Source organism: Gloeomargarita sp., assembly GCF_053491055.1.
The window spans coordinates 20,159-41,827 of sequence record NZ_JBRCEP010000070.1; the positions used below are offsets into that span (position 1 = coordinate 20,159).

24 protein-coding genes are annotated in these 21,669 nt (G+C 58.7%); 15 read left to right on the plus strand and 9 right to left on the minus strand.

From position 1 onward, the window contains the following. Positions 1 to 62: 62 nt before the first annotated feature. The 3 genes from ACWISF_RS07745 to ACWISF_RS07755 all read left to right on the plus strand — a co-directional run bounded on the left by ACWISF_RS07745 (position 63) and on the right by ACWISF_RS07755 (position 2,543). Complete coding sequence (locus ACWISF_RS07745; protein WP_448381010.1) at positions 63 to 422, plus strand: STAS domain-containing protein; 360 nt, start codon at positions 63 to 65, stop codon at positions 420 to 422. 90 nt (positions 423 to 512) lie between these two features. Further along, positions 513 to 1,874 (plus strand): APC family permease, encoded by a 1,362-nt coding sequence (locus tag ACWISF_RS07750; RefSeq protein WP_448381011.1) that lies wholly within the window; start codon positions 513 to 515, stop codon positions 1,872 to 1,874. Positions 1,875 to 1,916: 42 nt separating this feature from the next. Continuing rightward, positions 1,917 to 2,543, plus strand: coding sequence for an SAM-dependent methyltransferase (locus ACWISF_RS07755; protein ID WP_448381012.1), 627 nt, complete (start codon positions 1,917 to 1,919; stop codon positions 2,541 to 2,543). Here the strand turns inward: ACWISF_RS07755 and ACWISF_RS07760 are convergent. Beyond that, positions 2,533 to 3,516: an extracellular solute-binding protein gene (locus tag ACWISF_RS07760; protein ID WP_448381013.1), complete on the minus strand. Its 984-nt coding sequence runs from the start codon at positions 3,514 to 3,516 to the stop codon at positions 2,533 to 2,535. The genes ACWISF_RS07755 and ACWISF_RS07760 overlap by 11 nt on opposite strands. Before the next feature lie 294 nt (positions 3,517 to 3,810). Between ACWISF_RS07760 and ACWISF_RS07765 the strand changes: the two genes are divergently transcribed. After that, the gene (locus tag ACWISF_RS07765; RefSeq protein ID WP_448381014.1) at positions 3,811 to 4,041 is read left to right on the plus strand and encodes a DUF167 domain-containing protein; all 231 of its coding nucleotides are present in this window, start codon (positions 3,811 to 3,813) and stop codon (positions 4,039 to 4,041) included. 365 nt (positions 4,042 to 4,406) lie between these two features. On the opposite strand, the gene ACWISF_RS07770 is transcribed toward ACWISF_RS07765, so the two are convergent. Beyond that, positions 4,407 to 4,697, minus strand: coding sequence for a hypothetical protein (locus ACWISF_RS07770; protein ID WP_448381015.1), 291 nt, complete (start codon positions 4,695 to 4,697; stop codon positions 4,407 to 4,409). Positions 4,698 to 4,760: 63 nt separating this feature from the next. Here ACWISF_RS07770 and ACWISF_RS07775 point away from each other — a divergent pair, with 63 nt between their 5' ends. The 5 genes from ACWISF_RS07775 to hisH all read left to right on the plus strand — a co-directional run bounded on the left by ACWISF_RS07775 (position 4,761) and on the right by hisH (position 8,116). Beyond that, a complete protein-coding gene (locus tag ACWISF_RS07775; RefSeq protein WP_448381016.1) occupies positions 4,761 to 5,840 on the plus strand; it encodes a TRAP transporter substrate-binding protein in 1,080 nt (359 codons plus the stop codon). Positions 5,841 to 6,172: 332 nt separating this feature from the next. Next, a complete protein-coding gene (locus ACWISF_RS07780) occupies positions 6,173 to 6,343 on the plus strand; it encodes a hypothetical protein (protein ID WP_448381017.1) in 171 nt (56 codons plus the stop codon). 43 nt (positions 6,344 to 6,386) lie between these two features. Then, entirely contained in the window at positions 6,387 to 7,064 is a 678-nt protein-coding gene (psb29, locus tag ACWISF_RS07785) for a photosystem II biogenesis protein Psp29 (RefSeq protein ID WP_448381018.1), read from the plus strand. Between the two features lie 36 nt (positions 7,065 to 7,100). Beyond that, the gene (gene rbfA / locus ACWISF_RS07790; protein WP_448381019.1) at positions 7,101 to 7,502 is read left to right on the plus strand and encodes a 30S ribosome-binding factor RbfA; all 402 of its coding nucleotides are present in this window, start codon (positions 7,101 to 7,103) and stop codon (positions 7,500 to 7,502) included. Next, positions 7,487 to 8,116, plus strand: coding sequence for an imidazole glycerol phosphate synthase subunit HisH (gene hisH, locus ACWISF_RS07795; protein WP_448381020.1), 630 nt, complete (start codon positions 7,487 to 7,489; stop codon positions 8,114 to 8,116). Before rbfA ends, hisH begins: the two co-directional genes overlap by 16 nt. Here the strand turns inward: hisH and malQ are convergent. Next, positions 8,069 to 9,628, minus strand: a complete 1,560-nt coding sequence (gene malQ, locus ACWISF_RS07800) for a 4-alpha-glucanotransferase (RefSeq protein ID WP_448381021.1) — start codon at positions 9,626 to 9,628, stop codon at positions 8,069 to 8,071. The two genes, hisH and malQ, sit on opposite strands and share 48 nt — an antisense overlap. Before the next feature lie 97 nt (positions 9,629 to 9,725). On the opposite strand from malQ, the gene ACWISF_RS07805 reads away from it, so the two are divergent. The 5 genes from ACWISF_RS07805 (at position 9,726) to chlP (ending at position 13,725) form a co-directional block, all read left to right on the plus strand. Then, on the plus strand, positions 9,726 to 10,067 hold the full coding sequence (locus ACWISF_RS07805; RefSeq protein ID WP_448381022.1) for a ferredoxin-thioredoxin reductase catalytic domain-containing protein: 342 nt from the start codon (positions 9,726 to 9,728) through the stop codon (positions 10,065 to 10,067). Between the two features lie 66 nt (positions 10,068 to 10,133). After that, complete coding sequence (locus tag ACWISF_RS07810) at positions 10,134 to 10,685, plus strand: hypothetical protein (RefSeq protein WP_448381023.1); 552 nt, start codon at positions 10,134 to 10,136, stop codon at positions 10,683 to 10,685. A gap of 707 nt (positions 10,686 to 11,392) precedes the next feature. Beyond that, positions 11,393 to 11,716 (plus strand): STAS domain-containing protein, encoded by a 324-nt coding sequence (locus ACWISF_RS07815; protein ID WP_448381024.1) that lies wholly within the window; start codon positions 11,393 to 11,395, stop codon positions 11,714 to 11,716. Between the two features lie 4 nt (positions 11,717 to 11,720). After that, a complete protein-coding gene (locus ACWISF_RS07820) occupies positions 11,721 to 12,344 on the plus strand; it encodes a ribonuclease H-like domain-containing protein (RefSeq protein ID WP_448381025.1) in 624 nt (207 codons plus the stop codon). 160 nt (positions 12,345 to 12,504) lie between these two features. Continuing rightward, positions 12,505 to 13,725, plus strand: coding sequence for a geranylgeranyl reductase (chlP, locus tag ACWISF_RS07825; RefSeq protein ID WP_448381026.1), 1,221 nt, complete (start codon positions 12,505 to 12,507; stop codon positions 13,723 to 13,725). Here chlP and cobD read toward each other — a convergent pair. The 3 genes from cobD to ACWISF_RS07840 form a co-directional block, all read right to left on the minus strand. Continuing rightward, a complete protein-coding gene (gene cobD, locus ACWISF_RS07830; RefSeq protein WP_448381027.1) occupies positions 13,696 to 14,751 on the minus strand; it encodes a threonine-phosphate decarboxylase CobD in 1,056 nt (351 codons plus the stop codon). The two genes, chlP and cobD, sit on opposite strands and share 30 nt — an antisense overlap. Next, on the minus strand, positions 14,752 to 15,027 hold the full coding sequence (locus ACWISF_RS07835) for an HU family DNA-binding protein (RefSeq protein ID WP_448381028.1): 276 nt from the start codon (positions 15,025 to 15,027) through the stop codon (positions 14,752 to 14,754). A gap of 127 nt (positions 15,028 to 15,154) precedes the next feature. Beyond that, on the minus strand, positions 15,155 to 17,800 hold the full coding sequence (locus tag ACWISF_RS07840; RefSeq protein WP_448381029.1) for a DEAD/DEAH box helicase: 2,646 nt from the start codon (positions 17,798 to 17,800) through the stop codon (positions 15,155 to 15,157). Between the two features lie 86 nt (positions 17,801 to 17,886). On the opposite strand from ACWISF_RS07840, the gene hemJ reads away from it, so the two are divergent. Next, the gene (hemJ, locus tag ACWISF_RS07845) at positions 17,887 to 18,441 is read left to right on the plus strand and encodes a protoporphyrinogen oxidase HemJ (RefSeq protein WP_448381033.1); all 555 of its coding nucleotides are present in this window, start codon (positions 17,887 to 17,889) and stop codon (positions 18,439 to 18,441) included. A 153-nt stretch (positions 18,442 to 18,594) separates the two neighbouring features. Here hemJ and ACWISF_RS07850 read toward each other — a convergent pair whose 3' ends face one another. The 3 genes from ACWISF_RS07850 to ACWISF_RS07860 form a co-directional block, all read right to left on the minus strand. Continuing rightward, positions 18,595 to 20,685, minus strand: a complete 2,091-nt coding sequence (locus ACWISF_RS07850; RefSeq protein WP_448381030.1) for a CHASE2 domain-containing serine/threonine-protein kinase — start codon at positions 20,683 to 20,685, stop codon at positions 18,595 to 18,597. Continuing rightward, the gene (locus tag ACWISF_RS07855; RefSeq protein WP_448381031.1) at positions 20,682 to 21,215 is read right to left on the minus strand and encodes a substrate-binding domain-containing protein; all 534 of its coding nucleotides are present in this window, start codon (positions 21,213 to 21,215) and stop codon (positions 20,682 to 20,684) included. The genes ACWISF_RS07850 and ACWISF_RS07855 overlap by 4 nt, the downstream gene beginning before the upstream one ends. A gap of 45 nt (positions 21,216 to 21,260) precedes the next feature. Continuing rightward, the coding region (locus ACWISF_RS07860; RefSeq protein WP_448381032.1) for an FtsW/RodA/SpoVE family cell cycle protein at positions 21,261 to 21,669 on the minus strand (409 nt) is incomplete at its 5' end.

Below are 21,669 nucleotides of genomic sequence, written 5' to 3' on the forward strand. Positions count from 1 at the left end.
TTTTTCTAAAAGGGGCGGCCGCTGCCTTGGTTTTGCAGTATGCTCAAAGCATGGAACGCCTTATGTTTACCCCAAAGGTGCGGGAGCAATTTGGTTCCCCACCACAGACGGTCGAGATTCCCTTGACCCGGTTGGATACGGCGACGGCGGAGCTGTTTACGCAACAGTGCTTAGACCTGGTGGCGGGTCAGGCGTGGATCGTGGGGATTAATTTGAGTACTGTGGATTTTATGGACAGCAAGGGCTTGGGCGCCCTGGTCAGTTGCAGCAAAAAGATTCAAGCGTTAGGTGGCCAACCGTTTTTGGTTGCGCCCCAACCACAGATTTTGGTTCTCCTGGAAGCGGTGGCCATTCATCGCTTTATTCCGATCTACCTTAAGCAGGAGCATTTTGAGCAGGGGTTGCCCCCGGATCGCAATTAATCGCCCTGGCGGCAGTCTGTGCTTGCCAAGCGGGGGAAGCGTCGTTTATCCTACCGGTATATTTTGTATCGTTTTCGTTACAAAATGCCCATGTCACGACCGGATAGTCCCACCCAACCGGCAGCGGTGGCGGCGGTTGCCAGCCCCCTGCAGCCCCGTTTGACGGTACGGGATGGCATTGCCTTGATTGTGGGGATTGTGGTGGGGGTGGGGATTTTTGAGACGCCGGTGTTGGTGGCGATGCATCTGCAGACGGTGGCCCAGGTGGTGTTGGTTTGGTTGTTGGGCGGGGTGCTGTCGCTGGTGGGGGGGCTGTGTTTTGCCGAGTTGGGGGCGGCCTATCCCCATGCGGGCGGGGTGTATCACTATTTGGATCGCACCTTTGGCGCGCGGGTGGCGTTTTTGTTTGGCTGGGCGCGGCTGACGGTCATTCAATCCGGATCGATTGTGCTGCTGGCGTTTGTGTTTGGGGATTATTGTCAGCAATTGCTGCCGTTGGGGACCTATGGCCCTTCGGTGTATGCAGCGGCGGCGGTGCTGCTGTTGACCGGTTGCAATGTCCTGGGGTTGACCCCTAGCGTCTGGGTGCAGACCGGGCTGAGCGGGGCAAAGGTGCTGGGACTGTTGGTGGTGGTGCTGGCGGGGTTGTGGGGGACCAACCAACCGCATCTGGCGATGCCGGAACCGACCCGGCCCCTGAACCTGGGTTTGGCGCTGGTGTTTGTGCTGTTTACCTACGGCGGCTGGAATGAGGCGGCCTACATTTCGGCGGAATTGCGTCAGGTGCAACGCACCCTACCCCGCACGTTGCTGGGGGGGATTGGCCTGATTACCGTGCTGTATCTGCTGGTGAATTGGGCCTATCTGCGGGGGTTGGGATTGGCAGGGGTGGCCCAATCCCAGGCGGTGGCGACGGACCTGTTGCGGCATACCCTGGGGTCTGAGGCGGCGATGGTCACCAGTGCCCTGATTGCCATTTCGGCCTTGGGGGCAATCCAGGGGACGATTCTCACCGGGGCGCGCAGCCACTATGCCCTAGGACAGGACTTTGGCTTTTTGCGGGCGTTGGTGGCCTGGCATCCCCGTTTCGCTACGCCGGTGGGCGCCTTGACCGTGCAGGCGGGCATTTGCCTGGGTTTGGTCCTGCTGGGAACCCTTACCCGCAAGGGGTTTGCCACGATGGTGGATTACACCGCGCCGGTGTTTTGGCTGTTTATGTTGTTGACGGGGGTCGCGCTCATGGTGTTGCGCTGGCGGGAACCGGAGCGGCCCCGACCTTTTCGGGTGCCCCTGTACCCTTGGCCGCCCCTGCTGTTTTGCGCCACCTGCGGTTATCTGCTTTATGCCAGCTTGGCCTATACCCAAGTGGGGGCCTTGGTCGGCGTGGCCGTGTTGGCGGTGGGGTTGCCCTTGAGTGGTCGGCCTAAATCGGCGCCACTTGCTAAGCTGTAAGGGAATGCCCCCTGCTGGTTCATGCGTTGTATGGGAGTGATGATGTTGATGCGCCGGCATGCGGTTTTGGTCTATACCGGGGTCAGCCTGAGTGTGGCGGCGCTGTGCCCCTGGGTGCTCCCCCCCAAAGCCGCGGCTCTGCCCGTTTGGCCCACGCTCGGGGAAACCATTGCCAAGGATGTTCCCTATGTGCCCACCCCCCAGGAAGTGGTGGACGCCATGCTCAAGTTGGGACGGGTCAACAGCCAGGATATTCTGCTGGATTTGGGCAGCGGCGATGGCCGGATTGTAATTACCGCCGCCCGCGACTACCAGGTGAAAAAGGCGGTAGGGGTGGAAATTGACCCGGCCTTGGTGGCCGAAAGCCGCCGCAATATCCAACGCGCTGGCGTGGCCGACCGAGCAGAAATTATCCAACAAAACCTGTTCGACACCGACCTTAGTAAATATACTGTTATTACGATGTATTTATTGCCCAGCGTGAATTTACGTCTGCGGCCCAAACTGTTGCGTCTGCGTCCTGGCACCCGGATTGTTTCCCATGCTTTTGACATGGGGGAATGGCTCCCGGATGAGGTGCAGCAGGTGGACGGGCGCACCATTTACCTGTGGATTGTGCCGGAACCGGACAAAATCGATCCCAAGTTGCTCAAGGAGGTCAAGGAGTAACCGGCGACAAGGCCAACCACCACCGGCGCAAGGCTGCATAGGCCGCTTGGGTTGCGGGGTTCAAAGGCCGGTAGAATTCGTATTGCTGGAGCTGGGGGGCAAAGGGGGACCAGGCCAGCCCTTGGGTCTCCAAGCTGGCAAGTTGTTCGGGTTCCCAGCAAAAATTCACCCACGCGGTTGCCACCCGAGACATTGACTTGCCGGCAGGTAACACCCAGCCATCGGCCCAAATGGCGCTCCCTGGGGGCATGACCACCTGAATCTGGGGATAACGCTGGGCGAGGGCCAACAGGTCGCTTGACCAGCCCACGGCCATCGCCACATCCCCCAACACCAGGGGTTGCAGGTAATGCGAATCGCTGTACAGCCGAATTTGTTGATGCAGGGCTTGCAATTGGGCTTTGAGTTCCGAGAGCGGCCAAGGGGCAGGGGTATTGATCGAGCGTCCCAGGCGCAGAAAGCACAGCGCCAGCAATTCCCGAAACTGGGCGATGGCACTCACCCGCTGCCGCAATTCCGGGCGCCAGAGACTTGCCCAATCCTCGGGTTGCCAGGTCAATTGGTCCCGGCGGTACGCCAAGGCGGTCGTGCCCCAGCGGTAGGGCACCCACCAGAGCTGGTTTTGGGTAGAACCAACCTTCTGCCATTGGGGGGGGAGTTCGCGCCAACGGGTCAGGTTCTTCGGCTGCCAAGGACTTAACTTCCGCTCTGCCTGCACCTGCGGCAGCCACGCCAGGCCCAAGGTCAGCACATCGGGGGGGTCGGTCTTGTCCAGTTGGGCGCGCAAATCGGTCTGTTGGGGTTGGGTGGTCACATCCAGGGCATGACGGCGGCGAAAACGGCGCACCCACACCGAGGGCACCGAATTTTTCAAGATGTGTAAGCGCAACACAGTGGCTGCCCGACAACCGGCCACCAGGCCCACGCCCGCTGTGAGAATTGCCCGGCGTGACCAAAGTCGTTGGCTGCACAAGTGCATTACCCCTCAGGCTTTTCCAGCAGTGACGGTTCCATTGGCATGAAGCAACAGCAAAGCAACCGCAATCGCGTAGGGAATAACCCGCCGCACCAGTATTTTCTCACCGGATCGTACAGGGTATTTCCTGCCCCTCAGGAACCCCCACTTCCAGGTCAAACCCAAATGTTTCCCCCAGAAGGCACCCTGAGCGTAACCCTCGTGCGCGTAGAGAGATGGCCCTGGAACCCCGGTTCTTAAACCGGTTAGGATAACTTTATCTTACCCTTACTAAGGGGGTTCCCTGGGGCAATGATGCTGCACGTACACGTGAAACCCAATTCCCGCGTCTCCTTGCTTGAGCAAATGCCCGATGGTCATTGGCTCGCCCGCTTAAAATCGCCGCCTGTAGACGGCAAAGCCAACGCCGAACTCATTGCTTTAGTCGCCAAACACTTTGGTTGTCCTAAGTCGGCTGTGACCATCAAATCCGGGCAATCTGCCCGCACCAAATGTTTGGTCATTCACCCACCCGCCAGTTAGCTGAGTCATATCCCCGCAAACCAACGGGTATGAATGAACGGCGGGTATTGTTGACGCGCAGCTTGCCACAGAGCACACATCAGGATAGCTTGGTAGCCCCGTAGTACGGGGAGGAAAAGCCCTTAAGCAACGTAAGTTGCTCAATGGCTATCATTGTTGGCGAGGCGTAGCGTTTCCAGGCAAGCAGCCAACTACGGTGCAAAACCCGACCAATGACAAGCAGTCTGGAACTAGGTACGTCTCAGATAAAGTAAGCAGAACCTTGGGAGTTGATTCCAAGGAACGGTGTAGAGGCGTCTTGACAGTGCCTTTACGAGTCCGTTTGGGAACGGCGTAAGAACCCCCCGCCTGAAGGCAGGGGAGTGTCAATCAGCGGCGGCATATACGGAAATGTTTTTGAAAATATTTTTCATGGAGATATTGGCGACCGCCAATTCATGAACTTTTGTTGCAGGGTTCAACGCTGCGGCCAGGCAACCGCCATCCCTGGAGAACTTCTTGGGTACAATTGACCCAAACACCAGCGATGATATTGACAAGACGGTGGCGCGAATGGCACGATGCAGCGATTGCTTCGAGCGATAGGGGGAAACAACGAAGGGAGCGATGGTGTGGGGATTTGGGTGTTGGAAAGGGGCGTTGCCGCAGCCAGCCAACAAGAGCCAACGCCAGGTAAGGGCATGGCCCAGGCCTTGTACAGGGATTTTTGAGCGACTGGGATGCGACGCCGGGCAGGGTTAATCGGCTTGGGAACGCTTGGGCTGGCGGCCTGTAGTCGGAAGCAAGCCCCGGCGGTCATCACCCAACCCCAGGTGCGTTGGCGGTTGGCGACCAGTTGGCCGACATCCCTAGACACCCTCTTTGGCGGGGTGCAGGCCCTGGCGGCGCAGGTGAAAGCCCTGACCGACGGGCGGTTTACGCTTACACCCTTTGCCGCAGGCGAGATTGTCCCTGGGTTGCAGGTCTTGGATGCAGTGCGCTCTGGCACGGTGGAAGCAGGGCACACCGCTAGTTACTATTACTTGGGGCAAAACCCGGCTTTGGTGTTTGGCACGAGCGTTCCCTTTGGGTTGACGGCGCAACAGCAAAATGCCTGGTGGTATGCCGGGGGTGGGTTGGCCGCCATGCAAAAGCTCTACGCCGACTTTGGGGTGATTACCTTTCCGGCGGGGAATACGGGGGCGCAGATGGGGGGCTGGTTCCGGCGGGAGGTGCGTAGCCTTAGCGACCTCAAGGGCTTAAAAATGCGCCTGCCAGGTTTGGGGGGCAAGGTCATGGCCCAGATGGGGGTGAACGTGCAGGTGCTGCCAGGGAGTGAATTGTTTTTGGCGCTGGAGCGGGGCGCTCTGGATGCGGCAGAATGGGTCGGCCCCCACGATGACCAGCGGTTGGGGTTGCCCCGGGCGGCCCGCTACTACTACTACCCCGGTTGGTGGGAACCAGGGCCAACTTTGGAATTGCTCATTAACCGCCGCGCCTGGGAACAACTGCCCCGGAGTTATCAGCAGGCCCTGGAATTGGCGGCGCAGGCCACCAATCTGGCCATGCTCTCCCAGTACGAAATGCGCAACCAAACGGCGCTGCAACAACTGCTCCAGGGGGGCACCCAATTGCGGCCCTATGGGGAGGACATTCTCCGAACCGCCTGGCAGGTGACCCAAGACCTGTTGGCCGACCAAAGCCGGGCGTCACGGGCGTTTCGCGACCTCTACCAACCCTGGCAACAATTCCAAAAAGACAGTTTGAAGTGGCTCAAAACCGACTCCCTGGCGACCATCCGCCGGTTTGTCCCCACTTAACCCTTCTGCAAACGGGGCGCCGCTAAGCCATAATAAACCTGAGGTTTGCCCTGGTGCTCTCCCATCGCCGCCTGTCGCCTTCCAAGCGCGCTGCCGGCAGGAATGCCATTTGGCCGCCGGGGAAGGGACGTTCGGAAGGCGATGGCGGCAAAAGGGTACCAAGATAAGGGCCTGCCTAGACCCTGGCGCAGATTGTGGTCAGCAAGGGGAGTAAATACGTGCTGCGCAATGTCCTACAAGTTTTGCTGCATCTTGGGGAGGTAGTGGGTGAGTTATGCCGCAAGGGTAGGCTCGGCAGGGGGCCCTACCCCACCCGTTCTCCATCTGCGCCCATGACCTGTAGGTGGCCGCAACCGCTGGTGCCGGGGTGTGTTTGGGGGGATGACCAGCACGTGGGCCTGTCCTACGCAACCGCCCCGGCCACGATTGACAAAGGCATGGCGCGGTTGGCTGCCTATGTAGCTCAGCTTGCCCTGCTGTCGGTGGGGGAAGGGACGCGGTAAAATGGATCACAGTTTGTGCGCCCCCGACAAAGGACCGACGCCTGTGCCCCCCGTGCCAACGGTTGCCGATACCAAACGGGCTTTTTACACCTACCACCCCCGTCCGATTCATGCGGTGTACCAGCGGGTGGTGGAGGAAATGCTGGTGGAAATGCACCTGCTCCAGGTGAATGTGGCCTATCGCTATCATCCCCTGTACGCGCTGGGGGTGGTCACCAGTTTTGATACGCTGATGGCGCACTACCGACCGACGGCGCAGCGGGACTCGATTTTCCAGGCGCTCTGTCGGGCGTTAAACCACGACCCCCAGCAGTTGCGGGCCGATGCCCAGCGGTTGCTGACCCTGGCGCAGGGAGAAAGTGGCGCGGCGTTGCGCAGTTGGTTGGCCCAGCCGGATACGCCCCTGACGGCGCAGGACCCCTTGCAGCGGGAATTGCTGACCTGGTTGACCCCACCCCCGCCCAAGTACAGCCGGTTGGTGGGCATTGGCCTGTTGACCTTGGTGCAGACCCTGTGGCCTGAGGCGGAATCCCAGTGGCCGACGGCGGTACGCACCCTGGCGCAGGCGCTCCAGCTCAACAGCGAACGGGTCGAGCGGGATTTGGACCTGTACCGGAGCAGTTTGGAACGGCTCAAGCAGGCGCAGGCGGTGATGGCGGATATGCGCAAAGGGAGCAAAGCCAAAACCAGCGCCGCGCCGTCAGAAGTGCCCGCTTCCTGAGCCGGGGGCAAGTGTGTGTATGGGAGGAGACAGACGATGGCTACCAGTCGCCGGGTGGAACGGGTTGCCGAACTGATCAAGCGGGAAATCAGTCAACTGTTGCTCAGCGGCATCAAGGATGAGCGGGTGGGGCAGGGCCTCGTCAGCGTGACGGCGGTGGAGGTGTCTGGGGATTTGCAGCACGCCCAGGTGTATGTGAGCATCTATGGCTCCCCGGAAGTCCGGGCGCAGACGATGGCCGGGCTGGCTTCTGCAACCGGCTATGTGCGTTCGGTGTTGGGGCAGCGGGTGCGTCTGCGGCGTACCCCGGAGGTCATCTTTCGGGAAGATACGTCCTTGGAGCGGGGCAGTCGGGTGATCGCCCTGTTGAATCAAATCCGGCAACAACAGACCCCCAACCCCGAAGCGTCGGCAGACCGACCATGCGGATCGGCGTGATTGACTACGACATGGGCAATTTGCATTCCGTGGTCAAAGCCCTGCGTTATCTGGGGGTGGGGGGGGAAGTGACGGCTGAAATTACCGATGCCTACGATGGGTTGATTTTGCCGGGCGTGGGCGCTTTTGACCCGGCGATGCGGCAGTTGCGCCAACGTCAACTGGTCGCGCCCCTGCAGGCCTGGATTGCCGCCGATAGACCGTTTTTGGGCATCTGTCTGGGGTTGCAATTGCTCTTTAGCGGCAGCGAAGAAGGCCAGGAACCGGGGTTGGGCATCATCCCAGGGCGGGTGCAGGCCATTCCCGCAAAGCCAGGGCATCCCATTCCCCACATGGGTTGGAATCAACTGCATTTCACGCAACCGGATTGCCCCCTGTGGCAGAGTTTGCCCCCCCATCCTTGGGTGTACTTTGTCCATTCCTACCACGGGGTGCCTGCGGACCCCCATACCGTTGCCGCGACGGTGACCTACGGGGCACAGACCCTCACGGCAGCCATTGCCCAAGGAAACTGTCTGGCCACCCAATTCCACCCGGAAAAGTCCGGCGCGGTGGGCTTGACGATTCTAAACAACTGGCTGACCGGCTGCGTGTCCCGGCCGGCAAGCGTCTGAAGCAGCAGGGGGAGACGGCCAGGTTTGGTGTGCCCGGCTGTAGGTGGCGGTGAGGGTGGCCAATTTGGCGGCCAAATCGGGGGTGAGGGCTGCCGGTGGGCAACGCCATTCCCAGTTGTGCGCCGCTTCCCCAGGGGCATTCATGCGTCCTTCCGGCCCCAGCCCCAGCACATCCTGCAGCGGCACGATGCACCAGCGGGCCACCGAGGCCATGCCCAAGCGGATCAAATCCCAGTGGATGCCCTGGGCGCTCAAATAGCCCAAGTAACGGATCACGCGATGTTGCGCCGCCTCATCCAAACTGGCGTACCAGGCCACCGTCGTCGGGTTGTCGTGGGTGCCGGTATAGACCACACAATGGGGGGAAAAATTGCAGGGGCGGTAGGGGTTATCCGGGTTGTCGTCGAAGGCAAATTGCAGCACCTTGGTCCCTGGGAAGCCCAAGCGGTCCCGCAGCGCCTCTACCGCCGGGGTAATCACTCCCAAATCCTCGACGATGATGGGCAATTCCCCCAATTCCCGCTCCAGGGTGCGAAAGAAGGCTTCCCCAGGCCCCGGCACCCATTCCCCATGCATGGCCGTTTCCGCGCCGGCCGGTACCTGCCAAAACGACTCAAAACCCCGGAAGTGGTCAATACGAATCACATCCACCCACTGCAACAGATGCCGGAGCCGTTGCACCCACCAGGCAAAATCTGTTTGCGCCAGCGCCTGCCAATCATAGACCGGGTTGCCCCACAGTTGTCCTGTGGCACTGAAATAATCCGGCGGCACCCCTGCCATCAAAGTCACCGCCCCCGTGTCCCGGTCAATGGCAAACAGTTCCGGGTGCACCCACACATCCGCGCTGTCATGGGCCACATAAATTGGCAAATCCCCGATGATCCGCACCTGGCGTTCCTGGGCGTAGCGGTGCAGTGCCTGCCATTGTTGCCAAAACAGGTACTGCAAAAACTGGTGAAATTCCTGCTCCGGGCGCACCCGTTCCTGCCAGCGGGCCAACGTCGCCGGTTCGCGCCAGGCCAACCCCCGTTCCCAGGCATACCAAGGCTGTCCCCCATGCGCCGCCTTCAGCGCCATAAACAGGCTAAAATCCGGCAACCAATGGTGCTGTTGGGCGACAAACTCCTGCAAGGCGGCCATCCCGGCGGCATCCTTTTGGAACTTGGCCCAGGCCTGCCGCAGTTGCGCCATCTTGTACTGCGAAACCCCGTCGTAATCCACCCGTTGGCTCGGCAAATCCGGCAGCAGTGCTTCTGCCGGGAGCCACCCTTGGGCGCGCAGCGGTTCCAGACTAATCAGCAGCGGATTCCCCGCCATTGCCGAATAGGACAGGTAGGGAGAATTGCCGTAGCCCGTCGGCCCCAGGGGTAAAATCTGCCAGAGCCGCTGTTTTGCCTGCGCCAAAAAATCCACCCAGGCCCGACTCCCAGCGCCCAAATCTCCGATCCCTTCCGGCCCCGGCAGGGACGTAGGGTGCAGTAAGATGCCACTACAGCGCGGCCAGAACATGAGTAACAGACTGTAACGAATATTCCGATTTTAACCCGCCCGCCCCAAACTTCCTGGCACAATGAATACGAAGACATCATCCATCTGTGGCAAATCCATGACCAGTACCAGCGCGATCACCAACACCCTCGAAACCATGCGCAAATTTGCCGAGACCTATGCCCAGCGGACAGGCACCTATTTTTGTGTGGATTTGGGGGTAACGGCCACGGTCATCCAAGGCTTGGCCAAGCACAAGGAAGAACTGGGGGCGCCCCTTTGCCCCTGCCGCCACTACGAAGACAAGGAAGCCGAGGCCAAACAAGGCTTTTGGAACTGCCCCTGTGTGCCCATGCGGGAGCGCAAAGAGTGCCACTGCATGTTATTTCTGACCCCAGATCACGATTTTGCGGGCACCCAGCAAACGATTGACCCAGAGTTCTTGGCAAATTACACTTGATGGGGAGGGGGGGGGTAGGTAAGGGTTGCGTTCCTCTGCCCCAAGCAATCCTGACGAGATGCCGGTATGCAAGGGTGGCGGCGCAGGTGGCAGTTGGGCTGGGTGATCTTTTCGATTGCCGCCGCAACGGTGGTTTTACCCATCCCTGCGGGGATGGCCCAAACCAAATGGGTTTCCTACACGCCACCGGCGGGCTGGTTTGAGGTGGAAATGCCGCTGACCCCCACCGCTTCCCAGGTGCAGGAGGCTTCACCTGTGGGCCCCATCACGACCTATATTTTTTCCGTGCAAGAGGGTGGGGTAAGTTTTTCGGTGAGTTGTTCCGACCTGCCGCTGTTGGCGGTGCAATTTCTGGGAGCTGATGGCCTGATGGGGCAAGCCAAAGCCTCGATGCTACGCCAACAAAACGCTCGGGAACTGTCTTTTGAACCGGCGACCATGAATGGTTTGGCGGGCAAGCGTTTGATTTACGAAACAACTACCGATGGGAAAAAACGCACAGGCCAAGCCTTTTTCACAGTGAGTGGTTCTCGCCTGTATGTTTTGGATACCTTGGTGCCGGAAGGTTCCGAAGCACTTGTCCAAAAGTTTTTTCAAAGTTTTCGCTTGCGGAATTAAAGCTGCCGGGCAAAGGATGTTTCCGGAACCGAAACTGACAGCCACCCCTTGGCCATCGCCAGTTGAAGTAGGCTGTTGCTCCAGATAGGATGACCCCAACAACTCAATTTGAAAAAAAAACAGAATATAGATTCTCTTTTGCAACACCAATTGAAACAGTAATTTATAGTAAATTATAGTAAATTTATGGTAATTTTACAGAGAAAAGAAGTGCCTGAGCCTCGTTGTAACGCCATCGCAATCCCCATGATTAAAGCAAGCCCAGGTGCAGGGCGACAACCCCTATTTCATGCTCGTTGAGGAAGGCTGTAGTCATGCTTCCTGTGACTCTGATGCAGCGCGGCAATATCCGATGCCAGCAACTTTGCAGGGGTTTAACCCTAATTCTCATCCGGATCGCGTTGCCTCGCGTAGCGAAGGTGACCGTTACCACCGGCAAAACCCTATTGACGATGGGTGCAACTTTACTGCTTTGGCAATGCGGTTTTGGCATTGGCGTGCGGGTCATCCGGTACCGATTCTGGGAACTTGGGTAAAAGGTGGGGGCGTCCTTAGCATCAAAACCCCCGGCGAAATGGCCACACTTTTGCCCTGGGCATCCGCAAAGTCTTTGGTCAGGAACTGCTCAATCATGCCGTCCCATTGCCATTGAAGCCTGCTGTCAGTGGTATCATGCTGTAGTAACTTAAAAAGGCTGTGCAATTCTTATGACCCAACTGCCCTTGGAGGTGGTCGTGCCGCCTAGCCGTCTGGATACCACGACCAAAGATGCGTTGACCCAACAGGTCAAACAGATTGCCCATCAAAAAGCCGCCCTCGTTTTGCTGGACTTGAGTCAGGTGGAATTTGTGGATAGTTCGGGGCTAGGTGCGATTGTGGCCGCTTTGAAGAGCTTACGTTCTGCCGGTGGCGAACTTGCCCTGTGTCAACCTTCTGAACAGGTCAAAACCCTGCTCGAAATTACCGGTCTAGAACGCATTATCAAAGTTTATCCCAACCGGCAAGCTTTTGACCAAGAATACGGCAGGTGATACCATGGAGAAAGTCCATTTTTGCGAGCAGGATTTATCCGCAGAACTTTTTGCCCATTATCAGCAACAATCAGTCTTAGGTGTAGATACGGAAACGATGGGGCTAATTCCGGCCCGCGACCGGTTGTGTTTGGTGCAAATTAGCGATGCCGCCGGGCAAGCTACCCTAGTAAAAATTGCTCAAGGTCAGCGGGTGGCCCCCCATTTACAACAATTATTAGAGGCGCCGAATATCCTGAAAATTTTTCACTATGCTCGGTTTGACCTAGCGACATTGCGCTATCATTTGCACATTCATGTACAGCCGATTTTTTGTACGAAGATTGCCAGTAAACTTGCCCGCACCTATTCCCCCAAGCATGGCCTGAAAGACCTTGTCCAGGAACTCTTAGGGATCGAATTGGACAAACAGGCACAATCTTCCGACTGGGGACGACCAGATGCGCTGAGTCCCGAACAATTAGCCTATGCCGCCAACGATGTCATTTATTTACCCAAAATGGCCGAACTATTGACCGCGATGCTCCGGCGAGAGGGACGCTGGGAATTGGCGCAACAGTGTTTTGCCTGTGTCCCGACGCTGGTCAGTTTAGATTTGTTGCATTACCAGGCCGTTTTTGAACACTGAACATTGCTGCTGTTTTCTGAAGTCGGGGGCTTAGGGACTTCGTTCTGCTGACGCGAAGATGAGCGGGTCAAGTATTGCAAGGCTGTTACAGAAAGGGGCAAGCGGGGGAAAACCGTGCTACGATGCCGCCCATAGGTAGGTGATTGGGTAGGATACGGCGGTGACACTTCGCGTAGCAGTGGTAGGGGGTGGCCCGGCGGGGGCTGCAGCGGCAGAAACGCTGGCCAAAGCGGGGATTGAAACCTATTTATTCGAGCGCAAACTGGACAATTGCAAGCCCTGCGGCGGTGCGATTCCCCTGTGTATGGTGGATGAGTTTGACCTGCCCCCGGAGATCATTGACCGGCGGGTACGGCAGATGAAAATGATTTCCCCGTCCAATCGGGAAGTGGATATTAAGTTGGAAAACGCCCAGGAATATATTGGGATGTGCCGCCGGGAGATTTTGGATGCCTTTTTGCGCAATCGGGCAGCGGCTTTGGGAGCGCAGTTGATTCACGGCCTGGTGCAAGCCATTACCCTGCCGCAAACAACGCAAGAAAGCTATCTATTGCACTACAACGACTTGAGCGATGGGGGGGCCAAAGGCAGGCCCAAAACCTTGGCAGTGGACCTGATTATCGGGGCGGATGGGGCCAATTCCAAGGTCGCCAAGGCGATTGACGCCGGGGAGTACAACTATGCGATTGCCTTCCAAGAACGCATCCGTTTGCCCGCCGAACAAATGCGCTATTACGAGGATTTGGCGGAAATGTATGTGGGGGATGATGTCTCGACGGATTTTTACGCCTGGGTGTTTCCCAAATACGACCATGTGGCGGTGGGCACCGGCACCATGAAGGCCCACAAGGCCGACATTCGCCAATTGCAAGCGGGGATTCGCACAAGGGCGCAGGCGCGGTTGCAGGGGGGCGAAGTGATCAAGGTGGAAGCCCATCCGATTCCTGAGCATCCCCGGCCCCGGCGGGTGGTGGGTCGGGTAGCGCTGGTGGGGGATGCCGCCGGCTATGTGACCAAATCCTCCGGAGAAGGCATTTATTTTGCGGCCAAATCCGGGCGGATGTGCGCCGAAACCATTGTGGAAGCCTCGCAAGGGGGGCAAAAAATTCCCACCGAGCAAGACCTGCGCCAATACCTGCGCCGGTGGGACCAAACCTATGGCCTCACCTACGCGGTACTTGACCTATTGCAACGGGTGTTTTACCGTTCCAACGCCACCCGCGAAGCCTTTGTGGAAATGTGCAGCGACCGGGATGTGCAGCGGTTGACCTTCAATAGCTATCTCTACAAAACCGTGGTTCCGGCCCATCCCCTGGTGCAGTTGAAAATTACGGCCAAAACCATCGGCAGTTTACTCCGGGGTCATGCCCTCGCCCCTTAGGGCCGCGAGTAACTGTTGGTTTTCTGCGGCCAAGCGCACCGCTACCCGAAAATAGCCCGGCCCTAATTCGGGATAACTCAGCGTATCGCGGATCAAAATGCGGTGGTTGACCAGCAATCGCCGCTGTAATTCCGGGGCAGGAATGGCGGTTTTTACCAGGATAAAATTGGCGGCGCTGGGGTAGGGTTCCAGGCCAGGGAGCAAGGATAACCCCTGATACAAAGGGGGATAATGGGTCTTCAACCAATCCCAGGTGCGTTGCTGAAACGCCCGGTCCTGCAGCAAACGTTCCCCCAAAACCGCCGCCAAACCATTCACACTCCAAGGAGCATCCCATTGCCGGTAGCGCCGAATCCGCTCCGGATGCGCCACCACATAGCCCAAACGCAACCCCGCCAACCCGTAAAACTTGGTAAACGACCGGAGAATCACTAGGTTTCGGTGCCGGGGCAGGAACGGAATCAAGCTCTGTTCCCGTTCCGGGGGCAAAAAATCCATAAACGATTCATCAATCACCACCAAGTCCCAGGCATCGAGGACCGCGGTCAATTGCGCTTGGGAGAAGAGATAACCGGTGGGATTGTGGGGATTACTGAGTACCAAACCGCCCCCCCATGCCGGTAACGCCACTTCGCACCGGGTCCAGGGCAACCGCCAGGGTTGGATTTCTGCCCCAAACGCCTGCAAGGCCCGCCAGTGGTCCCCAAATGCCGGAGTCACCAGGGTCACCGCGCCAGTAGCCGCCAAATCCCGCCCCAACCAGGTCAGCAGATGCGCCGCCCCATTCCCCACCCATACCCACTCCGGTTCCACCTGATGGAACGTCGCAATCGCACGCCGCAGGTATTGGTAGTCCGGGTCGGGATAGGGCGTTATCCGGTGGAAATGGTGGCGCAGCATTTCCTCCACCCACGCCGGTGGCGCCAGGGGATTGAGATTCGCCGAAAAATCGAGAATCGCCTCCGGGTCACACCCGGCCAAACCGGCGGCCCAGAGGCGGTTTCCTCCATGACGTGGTGGCTGCAACTACAACGCGACCCGCTCTTTGAACTGTTTCCCCGCCGAAAACGCTGGCACTTGGGTTGCCGGAATCAGCATCGGTTCGCCGGTGCGGGGATTGCGCCCCTCCCGCGCCTGCCGCTTGCGCACCTCAAAGGAACCAAACCCCACCAAAGTCACTTTTTCGCCTGCGGAAACCGTTTCGATGATGGTATTGAAGACTTCGGTAATCACCGCATCCACCATCTTTTTGGGCAGGTCAGCATGTTGAGCCACCAAGTCCACCAGTTCACCCTTGTTCATAACACCACACTCCTCACAAAGCAAACCTCCTGCGAGGCTCCTGTTGGCAATCGTGTCTATTATGGCATAAGTTTTGGCCGGAAACCGCCCAAAACCCACACCGACGCCCAAGGTATTCCTATAGCGCTCAGTCTTCCCAACCTTCGTCCACCGGGAAGCGGTTCATCGCCTGCCAGGCGACGCGGGCGTTGGCTTTCAAATCCAGCGACAAATGGGGAACATGGGGAATCTGCGACAAAACATCCATCGTCCGCCGCAGCAAACGCACCATATCCCCCCCGTCCAAATTGGTGTGCTGGCAGAGTTCCGGCCAACTCACCCCCGCCGCCCACCGCTCTACCAAAGGCACCAAATCCGGCTCCAGCCACAGGGGAAACCCAATGTGATAGCGACGCTGCAATTGGAAAAGCTTACGGCGCAGCGGACGCAGTTGGCTCAAGGCCGCCTCCACCGGGGCAGGCAGCGGGTAATTCGTCCAGCTATCGGAACGGGGGGTTTCCATCACCAAAGCCGCCACCGCCGCCGCCAAATCGGGCGCCGCCAACCTATCCAACACACCACTGGCCAGCGCCAACCCCAACCACAGTTCGTTGTCCCCCCGCAGGGCCGCCACCGTCTGCCCCAGGGCCGTCGGGGTCAGGGAAGCCAGACAATCGCACTCTTTAAGCATATCAATCAGGTTGAGAAAATCCTGCCAGTGGCGTTGGGATTTTTGCTGCAATTCCTGTTCCAGTTGCTGGATGTGTTGGTTGATTTTCTCCAGTTGGTATTGCTTTTGGATGAGCGCCCCCGACTTGTGGAGCAAACGCCCAGGGTGTTGGGCCAATTGGTCTTCTAACCACAGCACCTGTTGCCGTTGGGCTTGCACCTCCGGCCCCATCTCCACCGGGGGGAAAGCGGGAATCTGTTGCGCAACCACCGCCGTCTGGGCATCCCCCTGCCGGTGCTGTCCGGGTTTGGGGAGCAAATCCCCCGGTGGGGTGAGGTCATCAACGGCACGCAGACGGGGCAATTCGGCGTGTAAATCAATCACATCGTGGGTGGTGACCACATACCAGCGGTTGTCCCGCCCCAGGCAAATCAAATAAGGAAATTGGCCACCGCCTGCCACCCGACTGACCAAAACCGCAGGCGTCGGTTGGGGCACGTGTTTGCCCTGCATCACCAACACCGTACCGGTAATGGCGAAATTCACCGCCAAGGAAAGCTGTTTGGCACGGGTTTCCCTCGCCTGCTCCTCCAGAATCTTCAACAACCGCCGGGCTTCCCTGTGCTGTTGCCGCAGTTTCTCGTAGGCCGCCGCCTGGGCAATATCCACCCCTTGCAATTCCTGCTCCAATTGGTTTTTTTGCGCATTTAATTGCGCCAATTTTTCCTGTAAAGGTTGCAGTGCACGCAGGGATAAAAATTGCCCAAAACTGCTTTGAATCAGGGCTTTTGTTTCTTCCAGGGTGTGCATTTGCAACAGATTCAACACCATGCCGTAGCTAGGGGTAAATTTACTTTCCAAGGGGTCGGGTTCGGCCAGGGCAAACCGCACCGCCTCCCGTGCCCCCTCAAACGGTGTTTGCAAAATGATCACATACCCCCGCTCATCCATCCCCCGCCGCCCGGCGCGCCCTGCCATCTGCAAAAACTCCGAAGGAAACAGTAGGCGATGCCCCCGGTCTGTGCGCTTCGACAAACTGGCGATCACCGTCGTCCGGGCAGGCATATTGATCCCCGCCGCCAGCGTCTCTGTGGCAAACACCACCTTGATCAACCCCTGCTGAAACAGCGTCTCAATCAGGGCTTTCCAAGGCGGCAGCACCCCCGCATGGTGGGCAGCGATCCCCCGGTACAGGGCCTCCAGCATCGCCCCTGGCTGGTAGAGTTCCGGGTTGCGGGCCAAAAACTCATCCACCTGTTGGCGCAGGGTCTCCGACTCCTCCGGCGTGAGCACAGCCAAATCCCGCACCGTCTGCACCGCCTGGTCACAGCCCCGGCGACTGAAAATGAAATAAATCGCCGGGAGCAAATCCCATTCCCGCAAGGTTTCCACCACCATGCGTACATCGGGAATCCCCTGGCGGTCCCCCGTCGGGCGGCGCAGTTTTAAGCGGGGATGGGGGCCGGTTTGGGTTTCATTTAACAGGGGAACAATGCCCTTGTCATTGGCAAAAAAATACTGCAACGGCACCGGACGAAAATCAGAATAAACCAACTCCGTCGGCCCGTGTACCTGGGCAATCCAGCGGGTCAAATCGGCACTATTGGCCACCGTTGCCGAGAGGGCCACCAACTGCACCGACTGGGGACAATAAATAATCGTTTCCTCCCACACCGTCCCCCGCTGCGGGTCATTCATATAGTGACATTCATCCAAAATCACCGCATTTAAGCCCACCAAGGAAGTCCCCACTTCCCCAATCGGCGTGCCATAGAGCATATTGCGAAAAATTTCTGTGGTCATCACAACCACCGGGGCATCCCGGTTGATATTCACATCGCCGGTCAGCAGGCCAACCATTTCCGCCCCAAATTGTTGCCGAAAATCCCGGAACTTTTGGTTCGACAACGCCTTCAACGGCGTGGTGTAAAACACCCGTTCCCCGCGGTACAACGCCCGATGGATGGCATATTCCGCCACCAGGGTTTTCCCCGAACCCGTCGGCGCACACACCACCACCGAATGCCCCTGCGCCAAAACCCGCATCGCCCGGAGTTGAAATTCATCCAGGGCAAACGGGAAAAGTTCCTGGGGGTCAGGGGTCAACACATCGCCCATACGCATCTAATTCTATTGTGACATTGGGCAACAAAAACGTTTTTCCCCTGGCGTTACCATAGGAATGGAGTGCAACCTAGGTGATGGCGGCAATGGTCTATTCCTGGTTCAAAGCCCTGCACATTATCGGCGTCGTGGTCTGGTTTGCCGGACTATTTTATCTGGTGCGTCTGTTTATCTACCACGTAGAAGCCCAGAGCCAACCGGAACCCGCCCGGAGTATCCTTACTGCTCAGTATGGTCTCATGGAAAAACGCCTGTACAACATCATTACTACCCCTGGCATGATTTTAACGGTGACGATGGCGGTGGGGCTGTTGGTGTTGGAACGTTCCCTGTTGCGGGACTGGTGGTTGCATTGGAAGTTAACGCTGGTTGCGCTGTTGTTGGCTTACCACTTTTATTGCGGACGGTTGTTGCAGCAATTGGCCCAGGGCACCTGTGGGTGGACGAGTGGGCAGTTGCGGGCTTTTAATGAAGCGCCGACGGTGCTGTTGTTTGTGATTGTGTTGCTGGCGGTTTTTAAGAATGATTTTCCTGTGGGGGTGACCACTTGGGCGGTGGTGGGTTTGGTGGTGGCGATGGGCATTGCGATTCAACTTTATGCCCGCAAACGGCGGTTAGACAAGGAAATGGTCAGTCAATAGTTAGGCGGATTCTTCCAGCCGCGAGAGCGTTTATGCCTCAGAGAACCACCGCCATATCAATCGCTGCATACCGCAGTGGCTTTTGCTCAGGATATTTATGGGCTGGTGGTGATAACGAATTGGGGTTTGTTCTGACCGAGTTGGTTCATATCCCTAGGTGATTTGTTCAACTGAGCAACCTTGCCAATCGTGGAGCGCTCGGTCGAGGGCTTGGGCGTCGGGATAACGCGCGTGGGGGTCTTTGGCAAGACAACGTTCGAGGATGGCGTCTAGCCCCTGGGTATGGGGAGTGGTCAGAGGGAGTGGGCGTTCGTTAAGGTGAGCGCGACACCATTGGGAGAAAGGGTCTGTCTCGGTGAGGAGAAAGGGATAGTGGCCGCTGACAAGGCGATAGAGGAGTATTCCCAAGCTGTAAACATCGGCGCTGGGTTGGGCAGTGATGCCCCCAAAAAGTTCCGGGGCGGTGTAGGGCAAGCTACTGGCATCGCTAAGGAGAGTGCGCTCGGCGGTACTGTCGTACATCCATCGGGTGAAGCCGAAATCCAGAATTTTCACCAGTTCGCCCAGCGGCGACATGGCTGCGGTGGGAACAAGAAAGATGTTGTCGGGTTTCAGGTCTTGGTGGGTCCAGCCCTGGCGGTGCGCCGGTTCCAGCCCCTTGCAAATTTGCCGCACCAGATGCACCGCCTGAATGGGCGAAAATTGGGCTTGCTGCCGCAGGCGTTGGCGGAGACTACTGCCGGGGAGATACTCCCGCACATAGAAGGGAAACCCCTGTTTGGTCAGCCCAAAATCCAGAATGTGGATGAGGTGGAGGTTGTGCAAGGTCACGTAGCGTTCCACCTGTGCCACAAAGGTACGCCGCAGTTCGTCTCGCCGCTGGGGTGAGGGAGATATTTTGAACACCCGCACTACCACCGTTTTCCCCACGTGCTGATCCGTCGCCGCGTAGAGCCAGCCAATGCCATCCTCGCCCAGGGTGGCCTGGATGTGATAGCGCCCCTGCGTGTCTAGGGATTTGCCCCGCGCCAGCGTCCGGTGGAGGTGTGGCCGGAAAACCCCCAAGGGACGGGGCACCCATCCCCACATCCACATTCCTGTGACCAGGTAGGCCAAACCGGGAGCCACCCAGGGCACCCAACCGCCCAAAACACCGGCACCGATGGCGGTGAGGACCAATAGCCCCGGCAGCCAGAGCGGTTCCCAGGTCAACTGCCGTTTGGCCCGACCGCCCGCCCACGCCCCCACGCCACTCCACACCAACAGCCACACCCCCTGCCCCCAGCGCGGCCACCACCAAAGCGGCCGTTCGCCCCCCAACACCAACCGTAAGATGTGCCCAGTTGCTTGGGCGTGCCATTCGACCGAAGGAAGCGCACCAAGGGGGGTAAGAACGGTTTTCGCCGCCCCTTCCCCATAGCCCACCAGCACCACCCGGTTGCGCAGGGGTATAGGGGATTGCCCCGCCATCACTTGGCGCATGGTCACCGCTGCGGTTGCCGGTCGCTGGTAGCGCAGCAAAATCTGATACCCCGCCGCATCCACCCCCCGATAAGGCCCGGCGTCTGCCGTCAAACGGGGAATGACGGTGTGGTGAATCTGCAACTGCTGCTGGGGCGTGACCCGCAGGCGGTAGCCCTGTTGTTCCAAATAGGTCAACGCCGTCAAAAAACTTAGGGAATGCCGGGCATGACAGGCTGGGGTGCCCAGGGTGGGGGTTACCTGGGCCGTGGCCTGTGCCAGCAAACTGCGCCGCACCACCCGGTCTGGGTCCAGCACCACATCGGCAAAGCCCACCACCTCGAGCAGTTGCGGCAAACCCGGCGGCGGCCCACCCCCCACCTGCTCGCCCTCCGGCAACACACAGGTGAGAATGAACCGCCCCTGGAGCGCCTGTGCCTGTTGCGCCACCAACCGCACCAATTGCTTTTGCGCCGCCGCGTCCCCCCCCACCGGTACATCCCGGATCATGTCCACCCCCACCACCGCCACCTGCTCGGCGAGCAATTTTTGCAGCAAGCGGTGCAATTCCCGGTCCGTGAGCCGCTGGCGTCCCTGCATATCTTCAGGCGTCACCCACACCCGCACCAGCGGCAGTTCCAACTTTGCGGTCGGTTGCCAAACAAGCAGCCGGTCGTAGCCCCACAATTCCCAACGCGTCAACGCACCTTGGGCATCCAAAACCCCGACCCCCAGGGTCACCGCCGTCACCGCCACTGCCGCCCGCCACCCCGGAACCTTCATTTGTTAGAGCGCAACGGGTCGGTCATGCGGAAATCAAAACTACCCCACTGCGCCAGTGCTCCCAGCGCCACCCACTGTCCTGCCCGCAACGCCTGCACCACCCGTCCCCAATCAAACCGCCCCTGGGGAAACAACACCCGTCCCCGTTGCGGCCAGGCAATCCCCACCAAAAACGTCTTGGCAATCGGTTTGGGCGCCCCATAAAACGGCTCACTCCGTTCCCGCGCCTGCCAATCCTGCGCCAACTTGACCAAAATCTCCCCATTGGCCGGGATCAAAATTGTCGGCGTCAGGTTCTGATAACGGTTGTCCAAATAATCGTTCGCCAACGCCTGGGAACCCCGAAAGTACAAATCCAACTGCACCCCCGGATGGCGCCGCTCAAACTCCGGTTTCATAGCCAACAACGCCTGTTGCAACTCCGTCCCTGCCACCACCACCAACCCCGCCGCCCCAAACAGCAGCGACAACAGCGTGCAGCGGCGCAACTGCCGGCAAGGCAAGCGTGGTTTGCCCATCGTCACGGTCATGGCAACCGCTTTGCTCCTTACCTTCAGTATAAACAGACACCCTGGCTATCCCTGCGGCCAAGACAGCACCGCCCCCCGTTCCGTCTCCCGCGCCACCCGCACCAACAGCCCCGCCAGCAGGAAATTGGCCAGCAACGCATTCCCCCCATAGCTAAAAAACGGCAGCGGCAAGCCCGTCGTCGGCAACACCCCCGTCGCCACCCCCACATTCACCAGGGACTGCCCCACCAACAACACCGTCGCCCCCAAAGCCACCAACCGCAACCCCGGCTGCTTTTCCGCCTTCATCGCCACCCGCAACCCCACCCCCGCATACACCAGCAAAAACCCCAAAAACAACAAACTCCCCACCAGACCCAACTCCTCGGCAAACACCGCAAAGATAAAATCCGTATGCTGAATCGGCAGGAAGAACAACTTTTGCTGCGACAACCCCAGCCCCGTCCCCCAAATC